The organism is Burkholderia sp. BCC1988 (assembly GCF_905339895.1).
Lineage (GTDB): Bacteria > Pseudomonadota > Gammaproteobacteria > Burkholderiales > Burkholderiaceae > Burkholderia.
The window spans coordinates 200,731-216,636 of sequence record NZ_CAJPHA010000013.1 but is presented as its reverse complement, the minus strand read 5'-3'; the positions used below and the strand labels follow the sequence as shown (position 1 = coordinate 216,636).

Sequence of the window (15,906 nt, the reverse complement as noted above, 5' to 3'; positions counted from 1 at the left end):
CCAGATCGGCATGGGCCGCATGCGCGGCCACTGCGCGCACCGGTCAGATCTCGATCTTGGTACCGAGCTCGACGACGCGGTTCGCCGGGATCGAGAAGAAGTCGGTCGGCTTCGCCGCATTCTGGTGCATCCATGCGAACACGCGCTCGCGCCAGATCGACATGCCGGGCAGATGCGTCGGCACGACCGTTTCGCGCGCGAGGAAGAACGACGTGTCCATCAGCTCGAACGTCATGTCGTGCGTGCGGCCGAATTCCTCGAGCACGGCCTTCACGTCCGGCGTCTCGTTGAAGCCGTACTGGGCCTTGACGATGTACAGGCCGCCGCCCGCGTCGCGCGAGCTCAGGCGCTTGTCGTCGCGCACGTACGGAATGTCGCGTGTGACGAACGTCAGGAAAATGGTCCGCTCGTGCAGCACCTTGTTGTGCTTCAGGTTGTGCAGCAGGCTGACGGGCACGAGCTTGTCGTTGCCGGTCAGGTAGATCGCGGTACCCGACACGCGGTGCGGCGGATGCGCGAGCAGCCCCTGCAGGAACGGCTCGAGCGGGATCCCGTCGGCGGCCGTGCGCTCCTTGACGATATGGCGGCCCTTGTACCAGGTCATCAGCAGGAAGAACAGCAGCGCGCCGATGCCGAGCGGCAGCCAGCCGCCCTGCGCGACCTTCAGCAGGTTCGCGCCGAAAAAGCCCAGGTCGACCGCGAGGAACACGGCGATGATCGCGCCGACGAGCAGCCGGTTCCAGTTCCACACCTTCACCATCACGACGGCAGCGAGCACGGTCGTGATCACCATCGTCGCCGTCACCGCGATGCCGTACGCGGCGGCGAGATTGTCGGAGCTCTTGAAGCCGATCACGATGCAGAGGATCACGAACAGCAGCAGCCAGTTCACGACCGGCACGTAGATCTGGCCGATCGCCAGCTCGGACGTGTGCAGCACCTTCATGCGCGGCACGTAGCCGAGCTGGATCGCCTGCGACGTCAGCGAATACGCGCCGGAAATCACGGCCTGCGAAGCGATCACGGTCGCGACCGTCGACAGCACGACGAGCGGCAGCAGCGCCCAGTCGGGTGCCAGCAGGAAGAACGGGTTCTCGATCGCCTTCGGATTCTGGATCAGCAGCGCGCCCTGGCCGAAATAGTTCAGCACGAGCGACGGCATCACGAGCCCGTACGCGGCGAGGCGGATCGGCTTCGCGCCGAAATGGCCCATGTCCGCGTAGAGCGCTTCCGCACCGGTCAGCACCAGCACGACCGAACCCAGCACGACGTAGGCCTGCAGCAGGTGCTCCGACATGAACGACGCAGCGTAATACGGGTTGATCGCCGCGATGATGCCCGGCACGCGCACGATGTGATATACGCCGAGTGCCGCGATCACGACGAACCACAGCACCATGATCGGCCCGAACAGCTTGCCGACCAGCGCGGTGCCGTGACGCTGGATCCAGAACAGCGCGATCAGGATCACGATCGTGATCGGCATCACGAGATGGGACAGGTGCGGCGTCGCGATCTCGAGGCCTTCCACCGCCGACATCACGGAAATCGCCGGCGTGATCACGGCGTCGCCGTAGAACATGCAGGCGCCGAAGATCCCGAGCGCCATCAGCGCGCCCGCGACGCGGGTTTTCGAGTCGAGCGGCCGCAGCGACAGCGCCATCAGCGCGAGCACGCCACCCTCGCCGTTGTTGTCGGCCCGCATCACGAACAGCAGATACTTGATGCCGACCACCAGGATGATCGCCCAGAACAGCAGCGAGATCACACCGAGAATCGAGCCTTCCGTGAGCGGAATGCCGTGTGCGGGGCTGAACGCCTCCTTCAGCGAATACAGCGGGCTCGTGCCGATGTCGCCGAACACGACGCCGATGGCCGCTATCGCAAGCGCCCGCATCGAGTGTTGGTGCGTCGAATGCGCATGGGCTGCGTCGGTCGCCTGGATCGTGTCGTTCATATGAAGCGTAATAATCGGGTCCGGTCGGACAAAACGAGCGCTATTCTACTCGCGCCCCCCTGAAAAACCGTCCTGCCTTGTTGCCCTTAAACCACGTGATCCACGCTGCGCATGCAATCCTGCGCAAGCTGTGGCAGGGCTGCCATCATAGCCGGGGCCGCGCCATCTGCCTACCACGCCCGCCGATCGCCGTGCCCGCCGGCCACGGCGCGCCAATAAAAAACGGCGCCGCAAGCGGCGCCGTACAAGGCTTTCCTTCGATCGGCCGGCCGCTTACGCGCCCGAGCCGTCGCGCTGCGCGCGACCGCGCTTGATCCATGCCTCGAGGTTGTGCGGACGAACCGTGTCCCACTCTTCGAACGGCTGATGAATCCACGGATTCGTCGGCAGATACTGTGCGTGATAGTCCGGCTTGACCTTCGAGCAGCCCTTGTACCAGAGCACGGCCGAACGCACGGCCGTGACCGACGGATAGCGCTCCTTCAGGTGCTCCTGCACGCGCGCGAGCGTGACGCCCGAATCGACGAGATCGTCGACCAGCAGCACGTTGCCCGCGAGACTGCCGCGCGTCATCGTGATGTACTGCGCGATGTCGAGCTCGCCCTGCTCGGTGCCGGCCGCTTCGCGGTACGAACTCGTCGCGAGGATCGCGAGCGGGACGTCGTAGATGCGCGACAGCTGGTCGCCGACGCGCAGACCGCCGCGCGCAAGGCACAGGATCTGGTCGAATTTCCAGCCCGATTCATGCACCTGCAGCGCGAGCAGCTCGATCAGACGATGGTATTCGTCCCAGCCTACCCACAGGTTCTTGTCGTCGTTGCGCGGATCGGTCATCAAGTCTGCCGCCGTCATCGTGATTTGCTGCGTCATGCTGAGAATTACACCTTGAACGGATGGCGAAGCAGGATCGTCTCGTCGCGATCCGGCCCCGTCGAAACCATGTCGACCGGCACGCCGGCCACTTCCTGGACGCGGGTCAGGTAGGCCTGCGCATTCGCCGGCAGCGCGTCCCACGTCTTGATGCCGACGGTGCTTTCCTTCCAGCCGGCGAACGTTTCGTACACGGGCTCGCAACGCGCGACGTCGGCCGCACCGCGCGGCAGGATGTCCACGTCCTTGCCGTCGATCTTGTAGCCGACGCACAGCTTGACTTCATCGAGGCCGTCGAGCACGTCGAGCTTCGTCATGCACAGGCCCGACACGCCGTTGATCTGGATCGAGCGGCGCAGTGCCGCTGCGTCGAGCCAGCCGGTGCGGCGCGGACGGCCGGTGACCGAGCCGAATTCCTTGCCGACGTTCGCCAGCGTGACGCCGACCTGGTCCTGGCGCTGCGGGTTGTCCGCGTCGTACAGCTCGCTCGGGAACGGGCCCGAGCCGACGCGCGTGCAGTACGCCTTCGTGATGCCGAGGATGTAGTTCAGCTTCTGCGGACCGACGCCGGCGCCGGCCGATGCCGCACCCGCGACGCAGTTGCTCGACGTGACGAACGGATAGGTGCCGTGGTCGATGTCGAGCAGCGTGCCTTGCGCGCCTTCGAACAGCAGGTTCTGACCGGCGTTGTTCGCGTCGTACAGGCGGCGCGACACGTCGGCCACCATCGGCTTCAGGCGATCGGCATAGCCGAGCATCGTGTCGAGCGTGGCCTGGAAATCGACGGCCGCGCCACCCAGGTACTGGGTCAGCACGAAGTTGTGGAAATCGAGGTTTTCGCGCAGGCGGTCGGCGAAGGTCTTCGCGTCGAACAGGTCCTGCACGCGCAGCGCGCGGCGGCCGACCTTGTCTTCATACGCCGGGCCGATGCCGCGGCCGGTCGTACCGATCTTGCCCGCGCCCTTGCGCGCTTCGCGCGCCTGGTCGATCGCGATGTGGTACGGCAGGATCAGCGTCGTGGCTTCGGAGATGAACAGGCGATCGCGCACGTTCACGCCGGCCTCTTCCAGCTCGCCGATTTCCTTGAACAGTGCCTCGGGGGACAGGACGACGCCGTTGCCGATGTAGCAGGCGACGCCTTCACGCATGATGCCCGACGGAATCAGGCGCAAGATGGTTTTCTTGCCGCCGATGATGAGGGTGTGGCCGGCGTTGTGACCGCCCTGGAAACGCACGACGCCCTGAGCGTGGTCCGTCAGCCAGTCGACGATCTTGCCCTTGCCTTCATCACCCCATTGCGTTCCCACGACGACGACATTGCGCCCGGGAGTCACGTTCACTGCGCTGGCAGACATGTTGATTCGTTAGCTGGTTAAAAACGTATTCTACCTATGTTCGCGGGCGATTCCGAATTTTTCCGTTTCGCTTCAACGATATGCACGCCGAACGACGGCCCGCGAACGCCTGTTTAACGGGGTTCGACCACCCACGCGCCGTCACGCTCGACGAGCGAACGGTCGCAGGCGAACTCGTCGAGCACGTGGTCGTGTCCCGGCAATGCCTGGATCACGACCTCGCCCGCGTCGCGCAGCGCCGCCACGGCCGCGCTCAGCGCGTCGTCCTGCGCCCATGGCGCCAAAATCGCGGTGCCGCGCGCCTCGACCGGCGAAATCCGCGCGAGCTCGCGCAGGTCGAGCGAGAAGCCCGTCGCCGGGCGGGCGCGGCCGTAGGCCTGGCCCACGTGGTCGTACCGGCCGCCGCGCGCGATCGCGTTCGGCACGCCGTCGATGTACGCCGTAAACATCGCGCCGCTGTGGTACGCGTAGCCGCGCAGGTCGGCGAGATCGATCGCCACCTCGACGCCCTTCGCCTGTGCCGCAAGCTGCGCAAGATCGTCGAGCGCACGCGTGATCTCGGGCAGCACCGGCAGGCGCACACGCGCCTCGTCGAGCACGCTCGCGTCGCCGTACAGATGCGGCAGCGCACGAAGCGCCGCGCGCGTGTCGGCGCCGAGATCGTCGGTGAGTTCGTTCAGCAGCGGCACGTCCTTGCCCGACAGCGCGTCGTACAGCGCCTCGCCGCGCTCGGCAGCCTGCGCATCGCGCGCGAGCAGCGCCGCGAGCACGCCCGCGTGGCACAGGTCCAGGCGGATGCGCGACAACCCCGCGAGGTGTAGCGCGTCGAGCATCAGCTGCTGGATCTCGAGATCGGCTTCCAGCCCGGCGTGCCCGTAGATTTCGGCGCCGATCTGGATCTGTTCGCGCGTCGCGTGCAGCCCGCGAGGACGCGTATGCATCACGTGGCCGGCATAGCAGAGGCGCGTCACGCCCTGGCGGTTCAGCAGGTGCGCGTCGATGCGCGCGACTTGCGGCGTGATGTCCGCGCGCAGGCCGAGCGTGCGGCCCGACAGCTGGTCGACCAGCTTGAAGGTGCGCAGGCGCAGGTCGTTGCCGCCGCTCGTCAGCAGCGATTCGAGGTATTCGAGCAACGGCGGCATCACCATTTCGTAGCCGTACGAACGGAAGCGGTCGAGCAGCCTGCGGCGCAGCTCCTCGATCTTGCGCGCTTCCGACGGCAGCACGTCGGCGATATTCTCGGGAAGTAACCAGGTCGACATCGGTACGGTCCTACGACGGGAAACAGGGCGCGACATGCGCGCCGCGAAATGAATCGGAAATCGGCAATCGGGCGGAACGAACGGCGGGTGCGCCGTCCGGATCAGGTGGCGAGCAGCAGCAGGACGAGCCCGAGCGCCATCACGATGAGCCCGCCGATCCGGATATGATGCGGCGGCCGCTCCGCTATTCTACGAAACGTGTCGCGCCAGGCGACGGGAAACACGAAGGGGAACGCCCCCTCGATGATCAGCATCAGTGCTACCGCGAGCAACAACGAGCCAGCCAGGTCCATGCGAGCGACGGCGCCGCTCGACGCGGCGCCCCAAGGTCAGTGTTTGCGGGGAGCGGGTGCCGCCGGTGCGGCACCGCCCGTCGGGCTGCGCATGAAACGGAAAAACTCGCTGTCGGGGTCGACGACGATGATGTCGTTGCGCTTGAAGGTATTCCGGTAAGCCTGCAGGCTCGCGTAGAACTGGTAGAACTGCGGATCGCGGCCGAACGCATCGGCGGCGATCGACGCGGCCTTCGCGTCGCCCTCGCCCTTGATCGTCTGCGCGGACTTGTACGCATTCGCGAGCACCGCCTGCTGTTCGCGTTCCGCGTCGGCCTTGATCTGCTCGACATCGGCGGCGCCATCCGCGCGCACCTGTGCAGCCTGGTCGCGCAGCGCGGCAATCATCCGCTGATAGACGGCATCCGTCTGCGCAGCCGGCAAGTCGACGCGCGTCAACTGCACGTCGACCACGTCGACGCCGAAGCCCGATGCCGTCGCGCGCACCGCGTCGCGCGCCGCATTGGCGATCTCGCGCTGCCCGCCGAGCGCGTCGTCGAGCGCGCGCTTGCCGAACGCGTCGCCGAGTGCGCTCTTCAGCGCGCCGGCCAGGCGGTCGGCGGCCGCCGCCGGGTCACCGCCCGTCGCCGCGAAATACTTCATCGGATCGCTGATCCGATACTTGACCGCATACGCGACGAGCAGGTCGTGCTTGTCTTCGGTCGCCAGTTGCAGCGGATCCGACGACTCGAGCGATTGCAGGCGCGTGTCGATCAGCGTCGCCGTCTGCAGCGGCGGCGGCAGCTTGAAATGGATGCCGGGGCCCGCGAGTTCGGGTTGCGCGCCGTCGCGGCCCGACAGCACGGCCGCATGGCGCGGATCGACGGTCAGGACGGTCGACGACGCCGCGAAAGCGGCGATCACGATTGCGACGACGAGCGCAATGATTCGGTTCATGTTCTGCGCTCCCCGTTACTTCGTATCGTCTTCACGCGAGCGGCTGCGGAACGCTTCGCGCGACCGCAGCACGTCGCTGCCCGGTGCGGGCGCCGCCGCGGCCGAAGCCGCGCTCGCGGGTGCGCTCGCCGCGGCGGCGGCCGGCGCCGACGTCGCGTCGGGCGCGGCTGCGCCGGCGGGCGTCGCGGCATTCGTCGCATTCGCGGCGTTTTGTCGCCCCTGCTCGACGAGCTTGTCGAGCGGCAGGTACACGACGCTGTTGCCGCCCTTGTTGCCGACGAACACCTTCGTCGCGTTCGAATAGATTTCCTGCATCGTCTCGAGGTACATCCGCTCGCGGATCACCGCGGGCGCCTTCGAATACTGTGCATAGACCTGCTTGAACCGGTCGGCGTCGCCTTCGGCCTGCGTGACCACGCGATCGGCATACGCCTTCGCTTCATCGGCAAGTTTCGCGGCGTCGCCCTGCGCCTTCGGCAGCAGATCGTTCGCGTAGGCCTGCGCGGCACGCTTCGCGGCTTCGCGATCATCGCGCGCCTTCGCGACTTCGGCGTACGCAGCCTGCGTCTGCTCGGGCGCCGCGACGCTCTGCATCGTGACGGCCGTCACCTCGAGCCCCGACTGGTAGCGATCGAGATCGCGCTGGATCGCGGCGGACAGCTGCGCGCGCAGCGCGTCGCGGTCCTGGTTCAGCATGTCGGCCGCGCTGCGCGTGCCGACGATCGCGCGCACCGCGGCCTGGGCGGCCTGCGACACGCTGCGCTCGGGATCGACGCTGCGGAACAGGTAATCGGTTGCCGAACGGATCCGGTACTGGACGACGAAACGCACGTCGACGATGTCGGCATCACGCGTCAGCATCGCCGCTTCCTTCACGTTCGCGAGACGCACGACGTTGTTGCGGCCGATCTCGATCGAACGGACCTGCGACGTGTCGACGATCTCGTGCGACGCGAACGGATACGGCGCGCGCCAGTGCACGCCCTGGCCGACCGTGCCCGACAGCTTGCCGAACTGCAGCACGACGCCCGTCTGGCCTTCCTGCACGACGAACAGCCCGCTGCCCGCGTAGACCGCGACCAGCACGCCGATCACGATGCCGACGCCGACACGCGCGGCCCGGCCGTTGTCGGGCCGGAAGCCGTTGCCGCCCTTGCCGCCGAACAGGCCGCTCAGACGCCGGTTGAAGTTGCGCCACATCTCGTCGAGATCGGGCGGACCGTCACCGTCGCCACCGGGCGGACGCTTCGATTCGTTCACACGCGGACGGGATCCGTCGTTGCCCTTGCCTTCGCCGCGTCCCCAGCGGGGATCGTTGATCGACAGCAAGGCGCGCATCCGCCGCCAGGTACTCCGCTCGTTGTATTCGTTCACCAGAGTTTGTTCACCAGATTAGACGCCGGCGAACCGGCCGGGACCGGTTAGCGCCCGTGTTCGGAAATCGTGTGGTCTTCGTGCGGTTCAGCGGGTGCGCCGTCGAGCGCGACGTTGGGTAACGTCGCGCCGGTAAGGTGTTCCGCGGAGGCGATCTCGGCGATGGCGGCACGCAACGCGTCAAGACCCTGACCGGTGCGTGCGCTCAAAAAGACGCGCGAAATATTACCATACTCGTCCCGCTCGACCGCGTCGCCGCGGGCCGCCAGCTCAGGCACCGCATCGATCTTGTTGAACACCAGCACCTGCCGGATCGTGTCCGCGCCGATCTCGTGCAGCACGCCGTTCACCTGCTCGATCTGTTCGAGCCGCACCGCGCTCGACGCGTCGACCACGTGCAGCAGCAGATCCGCATGGATCGTTTCCTCGAGGGTCGCGCGGAACGCGGCAACCAGCTGGTGAGGCAGTTCGCGAATGAACCCGACCGTATCGGACACGACGATCTGACCGGCCTCGTCGCCGAGGTACACGCGTCGCGACGTCGTATCGAGCGTGGCGAACAGCTGGTCGGCCGCATAGGCCTGCGCTTTCGTCAGCGCATTGAACAGCGTCGACTTGCCCGCGTTCGTATAGCCGACGAGCGACACCGACATCGTGCCGCTGCGTGCGCGCTGGCGACGCTGCGTGCTGTGCTGCCGGCGCAGCCGGTCGAGCCGCGACTTCAGCATCTTGATGCGCTCGCCGATCAGCCGGCGGTCGGTTTCGAGCTGGGTTTCGCCGGGGCCGCGCAGGCCGATACCGCCCTTTTGCCGCTCCAGGTGGGTCCACGCGCGAATCAGCCGGGTCGACAGGTATTGCAGCTGTGCGAGCTCGACCTGCAGCTTGCCTTCGTGACTGCGGGCGCGCTGCGCGAAGATGTCGAGGATGAGGCTCGTGCGGTCGACCACCCGCCTGTTAAGCGCCTGCTCCAGATTACGTTGCTGGGCCGGTGCCAGTGCGTGGTTGAAGATGACGATTTCGACGTTGTGCGCGTCGCAGGCAAGCCGCAATTCTTCGGCTTTGCCGCTGCCGATGAACATCTTGGCATCGGGGCTGGCGCGACGACCTGTGAGGGTGACGGCGGGACGGGCCCCCGCACTGGAGGCGAGAAGACTGAGTTCTTCGAGACTGGCTTCGAAATCGGTCTTGCCGAAGTCGATGCCGACGAGCGCTGCGTTGATCAAATTATCGGGTGTCAAGATAAGGCGGCTGGCATCGGTCGCTCGCGGCGACCGGATGCCGGCCGCTGCGATGGGTTAGGACGAGGCTTCCGCGTCCGGGTGGAAATTCACCGGGCGCGCCGGCACGACCGTCGAGATGGCGTGCTTGTAGACCATCTGGGTCACCGTATTACGGAGCAACACGACGTACTGGTCGAACGATTCAATGTTCCCTTGCAGCTTGATGCCGTTGACGAGATAGATCGAAACGGGAACGTGCTCTTTGCGCAGTGCGTTCAAAAACGGGTCTTGTAACAATTGCCCTTTGTTGCTCATGGCGTACTCCATCTTTTTTTGCAGGTTGATCTGGATTGGCGACGAAGAAAAAGAGATCCGGCGCCAATCGCTACACTATAGCTGATTTTGCCTGCCCCGCCCGGGCGTAGGCCATGCGGCCTATCCCTTGCAGGACCTGCTTCAGCCCTTGTCCGCGTACGGGTTGTTCGACGAACGGAACTCTATGCGCAATGGAGTCCCGGTCAGTGAGAAAGTTTCGCGGAATCGGTTTTCGAGGTAACGCTTGTAGGTTTCCGTCACCGCGTCGAGCGCGTTGCCGTGGATGACGATCAGCGGCGGATTCTGGCCGCCCTGGTGCGCGTAGCGCAGCTTCGGACGCACCGGGCCGCGACGACGCGGCTGCTGGAACTCGACGGCCTCGATCAGCGCGCGCGTGAGCTTCGGCGTCGGCAGCTTCGCCATCGCCGCCGCGTACGCGTCGTCGACCGAACGCATCAGCGCGCCGATGCCCGTCTTCTTCGCGGCCGAAATGTAGTGCGACTTCGCGAAGTCGAGGAATTTCAGCTTGCGGGTCAAATCCGCTTTCGCGCGATCGCGCGCGTGGTCGTCGAGACCGTCCCACTTGTTGACGCCGATCACGAGCGCGCGGCCCTGCTCGACGACGAAGCCGGCGATGTGCGCGTCCTGGTCGGAAATGTCCTGCTGCGCATCCAGCAGAAGAATGACGACGTTCGCATCGGAGATCGACTGCAGCGTCTTCACGACCGAGAACTTCTCGATCGCCTCGAACACCTTGCCGCGGCGTCGCAGGCCCGCGGTATCGATCAGCGTGTATTTCTTGCCGTTACGCTCGAAGTCGACGTAGATCGAATCGCGCGTCGTGCCCGGCATGTCGAACGCGATCACGCGGTCCTCGCCGATCAGCGCGTTCACGAGCGTCGACTTGCCGACGTTCGGGCGGCCGACGATCGCGATCTTGATGCCGCGCGACGGGTCGTCCTCGTCCGCTTCCTCGGGCTGGCCCGCGTACGCGACTTCCAGCGCCTCGTTGATCATGTCGGTCACGCCGTCGCCGTGCGCGGCCGAGATCGCGCGCGGATCGCCGAGGCCGAGCTCGTAGAAGTCGGTCGCGACCGCCGTGTACTTCATCCCCTCGGCCTTGTTGACGACCAGGAAGATCGGCCGGCCGGTCTTGCGCAGGTAGTCGGCGATCGACTTGTCCTGCGGCGCGAGCCCGTTACGACCGTCGACGATGAACACGACGACGTCCGCTTCCTCGACGGCCTGCCGCGTCTGGCGCGCCATCTCGTGCAGGATGCCGTCCTTCGCGACGGGCTCGAAGCCGCCGGTATCGACGACCAGGTACGGCCGTGCGCCGACGCGCCCTTCGCCGTAATGGCGATCGCGCGTCAGGCCCGGCAAGTCGGCGACCAGCGCATCGCGCGAGCGCGTGAGCCGGTTGAACAGCGTGGATTTCCCCACATTGGGGCGCCCAACGAGGGCAATGACCGGTTTCATCTGTGTTTTCTACGGTGATGCGCAGCAGCGGGAGGCCCGCTGCTGCGGGCGGCTGCGCTGAATGAAAATATCACGAATTCGCGCCGCGCCGGATGCGCGCGCCGGGCGCGCGGTGCGCGCCGTCGTCTTTCGTTGCGAACTGCCTTTCAAATACCGAGCGGCCGGGGACACCGGCCGCCTTCATGTCGCGCGACCGCAGCGCGCGGGACAGGCCCGCCGCGCCGCGATTGCGCCTGTTGCGTGCGCGTCAGCGCGGACGGAATCCGTACAGGCCACCGTCCTTGGTCTGCACGACGAGCGTATTGCCCGCCAGGACCGGCGCCGCGGTAATCGCGCTGCCGTCCGTCTTCATCCGGGCGATGAAGCTGCCGTCCTCGCGCGACAGGAAGTGCACGAAGCCCTTGTAGTCGCCCATCACGACCGCATGGCCGAGCAGGTACGGCACGCCGACGTCGCGGCTCTTCAGCTTGTCGTTGCGCCAGAGCGGGTTGCCGCTCGCCGCGTCGTAGGCCGTCACGACCGACCAGTCGTCGCCGCCGGCGACGACCGAATCGTCCTGCGCGAGACCGCTGCGGCTCGAGAACGCCTTTTCCCACAGCGGACGGCCCGAGTTCGCGTCGAAGCAGCCGAGCTGGCCCTGGAACGTGACCGCGCACGCCTGGGCACCGACGAGCGTCGGCGGACCGCTGACGTCGTTGATGCGCTCGACTTCGGTCACGCCCTTCGGGAACGACACAGGCGTCTGCCAGAACGGCTCGCCCGTCTGCAGGTTGATCGCGACCAGACCGCCGCCGGGGAAGCCCGCCAGCACGGCCGCATCGCCCGCGAACGTCATGCCGGCCGACACGCGCAGGTTCAGCGGCACCGCACGGTTGCGGTAGTTCCACTTCTGCTCGCCCGTCTGCCCGTTGAACGCGATCACCTGACCGTCGATCGTGCGCACGATCACGAGGCCGTTGCCGACCAGCGGCGGCGAGAAGATCTCGCCCTGCACGCTCGTCTTCCACAGCTGCTTGCCGTCCGGGCCGAGGACGAACACACCGCCCTTGAGCGCGCCGACGGCGGTCAGGTTGCCGTCGCTGCCGACCCCGGCCGACAGGTCCGAACCGACCTTCGAGCGCCACAGCGTCTGGCCCGTCTTCGCGTCGATCTTCTCGACCGAACCGTTCTCGCCCGCCGCGTAGACGGCGTCGCCCACGGCCACCGGCGAGAACAGGTAGCGCCCGCCCTTGCCGACGCTCGCCTTCCAGACCTGTTGCACGTCCAAGACGGGCTTGAACTCGGTGAGCGGCGTCGGCACGCGGCGCGCGTCCTTCGACGACGAGCAGGCCGCCAATGCCAGGACAGCCGCCGCGCAGGCTACGGGCACAGCGTAACGTTTCAGCAAATTCATCGGTTAGCGAAGCAGAGTTAAGAGGTTGAGGGGGCCGCGATCAGCCGCCGAGCGCATCGAGCTTGAACTGCACGAGCTGGCGCGCGGACTGGTCGTCCTGCGACAGGCCGGCGAGCGCGAGCTTGTACGCGGCGCGCGCATCGTCGGTCTTGCCTTGCGCCGCGAGCAGATCGCCGCGGCGATCGGCCACGAGGCCCTTGAATGCATCCACCGGCGTGCCGGACAGCAGCGCGAGGCCCGCGTCGTACGCCTTCTCGTCGAGCAGCAGCGACGCGAGACGCAGCTTCGCGATCTGCTTGTACTCGTCGTCCTTGGCGTGATCGGCGGCCCATTGCAGCTGCGCCTTCGCGCCGGCGGCATCGCCGGCCGCGTACAACGTCTTCGCGGCCGTGAGCGCGGTCATCTGCGCATACGGCGTGCTGCCGAACTTGTCTTCCATGTCGGCGGCCGCACGGGCCATCGTCGCCTTGTCGTTCGCGGCAGCGGCCTTCTGCACCTGCTCGTACAACCCGGAAGCCTCGGCGGCCTGACGGCGCTGCCAGTAATTCCAGCCGTTGAAACCGGCCGCGACGACCAGCGCCGCGAGCACGATCCACGTCGTGAGGTTGCCCCACCGGGCCCACCACGCCTTCAGACTTTCAATCGATTCTTGTTCGTCGTGATAACTCATCGGCGAGCGATTCCTTCCATTTCAGGCTTTTCTTGTCGAGCGAATGCCAGCGCGATCAGTCGTCGCCGTCTTCGGCGGATGCAACCATCGCATTGATTAGGAATTCGGTCAAGCTTTCGACCGGTACGGTCTGCTGAACGTTCTTTTCCCCGTCCTCGCCCGCGCCGCGCAGCGCTTTCACGCCCACCGTGCCGTTCGCGACCTCTTCTTCGCCGAAGATCACCGCGAACGCGGCACCGCTCGCATCGGCCCGCTTCATCTGCGACTTGAAGCTTGCCGGGCCGCCGTCGGCGCTGCAGTGGAAAATCACGTCGAGGCCCGTATCGCGCAGACGCTCGGCCGCGATGAACGCCTGTTCGCGCGCCGTCTCGCCCTGGTGCACCACGTACACGTCGACACCTTCCTGCTCGGGCGCGAGATCCTCTTCCTTCAGCAGTTCGAGAATGCGCTCGATGCCCATCGCCCAGCCGCACGCGGCGGTCGGCTTGCCGCCGAGCTGCTCGATCAGCGGATCGTAGCGGCCGCCGGCCGCGACCGTGCCCTGCGCGCCGAGCTTGTCGGTCACCCACTCGAACACGGTCAGGTTGTAGTAGTCGAGGCCGCGCACGAGACGCGGGTTGATCTTGAACGGGATGTTGTTCGCGAGCAGCAGGCGCTGCAGCCCTTCGAAGTGGGCACGCGACTCGTCGCCGAGGAAGTCGATCAGCTTCGGCGCGTTCTGCGCGATTTCCTGCAGCGCCGGGTTCTTCGTGTCGAGCACGCGCAGCGGGTTCGTATACAGGCGACGCTTCGCGTCCTCATCCAGCACGTCGGCGAACTGCTCGAGATACTTGATCAGTTCGACGCGGTGCGCGGCACGCTCTTCGGCGAGGCCGAGCGAGTTGATCTCGAGCTTGATGCCGGTCAGGCCGAGGTCGTCCCACAGGCGCTGGCACATCATGATGATCTCGGCATCCGCATCCGGGCCCGCGAAGCCGAGCGCCTCGACGCCGACCTGGTGGAACTGGCGGTAGCGGCCGCGCTGCGGACGCTCGTGACGGAACATCGGGCCGATGTACCACAGGCGCTTCGGGCCGTCGTACAGCATGTTGTGCTCGATCGACGCGCGCACGACCGCCGCGGTGTTCTCCGGGCGCATCGTCAGGTTCTCGCCGTTCAGCGCATCGGTGAAGCTGTACATCTCCTTCTCGACGATGTCCGTGACTTCGCCGATGCCGCGCGTGAAGAGCTGCGTGTGTTCGACGATCGGCGTGCGGATGTTCTGGTAGCCGTACGCGCGCAGCAGCGATTTCACGGTAGCTTCGAAGAACTCCCAGAGGCCGGCATCCTGCGGGAGGATGTCGTTCATGCCCTTGACGCCGGTGAGCTTCTCGATCTTGCGTTTCTGTTCAGTCATCGTTCGTGTGTGTGGACGAATTTAGTTCAGGGCCTCGGTACGGCCGTAATTGCGTGCGACGTAGTCGCTGACGATCTGCTGGAATTCCTCGGCGATCCGCTCGCCGCGCAGCGTCTTGACCTTCTCGCCGTCGATGAAGACGGGCGCGGCCGGGTTCTCGCCCGAACCCGGCAGGCTGATGCCGATGTTCGCGTGCTTCGATTCGCCCGGGCCGTTGACGATGCAGCCCATCACCGCGACGTTCATCTTCTCGACGCCCGGATATTCCTTGCGCCAGACCGGCATCTGCTCGCGCAGGTAGGTCTGGATCTGCATCGCGAGTTCCTGGAACAGCGTGCTCGTGGTGCGTCCGCAACCCGGGCACGCGATCACCATCGGCGCGAACGAGCGCAGGCCCATCGTCTGCAGGATTTCCTGGCCGACGATCACTTCGCCCGTGCGCGACGCACCCGGTTCCGGCGTCAGCGAAATGCGGATCGTGTCGCCGATCCCTTCCTGCAGCAGCACGCCGAGCGCGGCCGTCGACGCGACGATGCCCTTCGAGCCCATGCCGGCCTCGGTCAGCCCGAGATGCAGCGCGAAGCCGCAGCGGCGGCCGAGTTCGCGGTACACCGCGATCAGGTCCTGCACGCCGCTGACCTTGCACGACAGCACGATGCGATCGCGGCCGAGGCCCAGCTCGACCGCGCGCTCGGCGGAGCCGATCGCCGACTGGATCAGCGCTTCGTACATCACGCTCTGCGCATCCCACGGCTGCGAGCGCGCGCCGTTCTCGTCCATCATGCGCGCGAGCAGATCCTGGTCGAGGCTGCCCCAGTTCACGCCGATCCGCACCGGCTTGTCGTACTTCGCCGCGGCTTCGATCATCTGCGCGAACTGCGTGTCGCGCTTCGCGCCCTGGCCGACGTTGCCCGGGTTGATCCGGTACTTCGACAGCGACTCCGCGCAGCCCGGGTAGTCGCGCAGCAGCAGGTGGCCGTTGTAGTGGAAATCGCCGACGAGCGGGACGGTCACGCCCATCCGGTCGAGCTGCTCGCGGATCGCCGGCACGGCGGCCGCGGCCTCCGGCGTATTGACCGTGATGCGCACCAGTTCGGAGCCCGCGTTCGCGAGTTCCTTGATCTGGATCGCCGTGCCGATCGCGTCGGCCGTGTCGGTATTCGTCATCGACTGCACGCGCACCGGCGCATCACCGCCGATCGTCACGAGCTGCCCGCCCCAACGAACATCCACCGCATGCGACACGCGACGCGGCTGATGCCCGCCGAACACCGGCTCGGTTGAACAAATCTGACTGCTGCGTGGGGATTGAGCTTCGGATTGCATCGATAGATCCATTTACGCGGAATGCGCCGCGAGGCGGCGCATGAATTGAAAAAGCGCCGT

14 protein-coding genes are annotated in these 15,906 nt (G+C 66.3%); all 14 read right to left on the bottom strand.

Going from position 1 to position 15,906, the window contains the following annotated elements:
- Positions 1-43: 43 nt before the first annotated feature.
- Positions 44-1,957, bottom strand: coding sequence for a potassium transporter Kup (locus U4012_RS20305; RefSeq protein ID WP_321801022.1), 1,914 nt, complete (start codon positions 1,955-1,957; stop codon positions 44-46).
- A gap of 273 nt (positions 1,958-2,230) precedes the next feature.
- Entirely contained in the window at positions 2,231-2,827 is a 597-nt protein-coding gene (locus tag U4012_RS20300; RefSeq protein ID WP_044848884.1) for a phosphoribosyltransferase, read from the bottom strand.
- A gap of 8 nt (positions 2,828-2,835) precedes the next feature.
- A complete protein-coding gene (locus U4012_RS20295; protein WP_044848883.1) occupies positions 2,836-4,182 on the bottom strand; it encodes an adenylosuccinate synthase in 1,347 nt (448 codons plus the stop codon).
- A 113-nt stretch (positions 4,183-4,295) separates the two neighbouring features.
- Entirely contained in the window at positions 4,296-5,444 is a 1,149-nt protein-coding gene (locus U4012_RS20290; protein ID WP_124486305.1) for an ATP phosphoribosyltransferase regulatory subunit, read from the bottom strand.
- A gap of 101 nt (positions 5,445-5,545) precedes the next feature.
- Entirely contained in the window at positions 5,546-5,737 is a 192-nt protein-coding gene (locus tag U4012_RS20285) for a DUF2065 domain-containing protein (protein WP_009687995.1), read from the bottom strand.
- Positions 5,738-5,773: 36 nt separating this feature from the next.
- Entirely contained in the window at positions 5,774-6,673 is a 900-nt protein-coding gene (gene hflC / locus U4012_RS20280; RefSeq protein WP_044848881.1) for a protease modulator HflC, read from the bottom strand.
- Positions 6,674-6,688: 15 nt separating this feature from the next.
- Positions 6,689-8,047: an FtsH protease activity modulator HflK gene (gene hflK / locus U4012_RS20275; protein ID WP_321801017.1), complete on the bottom strand. Its 1,359-nt coding sequence runs from the start codon at positions 8,045-8,047 to the stop codon at positions 6,689-6,691.
- Positions 8,048-8,094: 47 nt separating this feature from the next.
- Complete coding sequence (gene hflX / locus U4012_RS20270) at positions 8,095-9,270, bottom strand: GTPase HflX (RefSeq protein WP_185500398.1); 1,176 nt, start codon at positions 9,268-9,270, stop codon at positions 8,095-8,097.
- 72 nt (positions 9,271-9,342) lie between these two features.
- Positions 9,343-9,582, bottom strand: coding sequence for an RNA chaperone Hfq (gene hfq / locus U4012_RS20265; protein WP_006399927.1), 240 nt, complete (start codon positions 9,580-9,582; stop codon positions 9,343-9,345).
- 141 nt (positions 9,583-9,723) lie between these two features.
- Positions 9,724-11,061, bottom strand: coding sequence for a ribosome biogenesis GTPase Der (der, locus tag U4012_RS20260; protein WP_044848985.1), 1,338 nt, complete (start codon positions 11,059-11,061; stop codon positions 9,724-9,726).
- Positions 11,062-11,308: 247 nt separating this feature from the next.
- Positions 11,309-12,454, bottom strand: coding sequence for an outer membrane protein assembly factor BamB (bamB, locus tag U4012_RS20255; RefSeq protein ID WP_044848984.1), 1,146 nt, complete (start codon positions 12,452-12,454; stop codon positions 11,309-11,311).
- 40 nt (positions 12,455-12,494) lie between these two features.
- On the bottom strand, positions 12,495-13,124 hold the full coding sequence (locus tag U4012_RS20250) for a tetratricopeptide repeat protein (protein WP_044848983.1): 630 nt from the start codon (positions 13,122-13,124) through the stop codon (positions 12,495-12,497).
- 55 nt (positions 13,125-13,179) lie between these two features.
- Positions 13,180-14,520, bottom strand: coding sequence for a histidine--tRNA ligase (gene hisS, locus U4012_RS20245; protein ID WP_044848982.1), 1,341 nt, complete (start codon positions 14,518-14,520; stop codon positions 13,180-13,182).
- A gap of 21 nt (positions 14,521-14,541) precedes the next feature.
- Positions 14,542-15,846, bottom strand: coding sequence for a flavodoxin-dependent (E)-4-hydroxy-3-methylbut-2-enyl-diphosphate synthase (ispG, locus tag U4012_RS20240; RefSeq protein ID WP_027787235.1), 1,305 nt, complete (start codon positions 15,844-15,846; stop codon positions 14,542-14,544).
- Positions 15,847-15,906: the final 60 nt, after the last annotated feature.

Coding starts and splice junctions, on each gene's coding strand:
- U4012_RS20305 (WP_321801022.1), bottom strand. CDS start 1,957: ATGAACGACACGATCCAGGCGACCGACGCAGCCCATGCGCATTCGACG.
- U4012_RS20300 (WP_044848884.1), bottom strand. CDS start 2,827: ATGACGCAGCAAATCACGATGACGGCGGCAGACTTGATGACCGATCCG.
- U4012_RS20295 (WP_044848883.1), bottom strand. CDS start 4,182: ATGTCTGCCAGCGCAGTGAACGTGACTCCCGGGCGCAATGTCGTCGTC.
- U4012_RS20290 (WP_124486305.1), bottom strand. CDS start 5,444: ATGTCGACCTGGTTACTTCCCGAGAATATCGCCGACGTGCTGCCGTCG.
- U4012_RS20285 (WP_009687995.1), bottom strand. CDS start 5,737: ATGGACCTGGCTGGCTCGTTGTTGCTCGCGGTAGCACTGATGCTGATC.
- hflC (WP_044848881.1), bottom strand. CDS start 6,673: ATGAACCGAATCATTGCGCTCGTCGTCGCAATCGTGATCGCCGCTTTC.
- hfq (WP_006399927.1), bottom strand. CDS start 9,582: ATGAGCAACAAAGGGCAATTGTTACAAGACCCGTTTTTGAACGCACTG.
- der (WP_044848985.1), bottom strand. CDS start 11,061: ATGAAACCGGTCATTGCCCTCGTTGGGCGCCCCAATGTGGGGAAATCC.
- bamB (WP_044848984.1), bottom strand. CDS start 12,454: ATGAATTTGCTGAAACGTTACGCTGTGCCCGTAGCCTGCGCGGCGGCT.
- U4012_RS20250 (WP_044848983.1), bottom strand. CDS start 13,124: ATGAGTTATCACGACGAACAAGAATCGATTGAAAGTCTGAAGGCGTGG.
- hisS (WP_044848982.1), bottom strand. CDS start 14,520: ATGACTGAACAGAAACGCAAGATCGAGAAGCTCACCGGCGTCAAGGGC.
- ispG (WP_027787235.1), bottom strand. CDS start 15,846: ATGCAATCCGAAGCTCAATCCCCACGCAGCAGTCAGATTTGTTCAACC.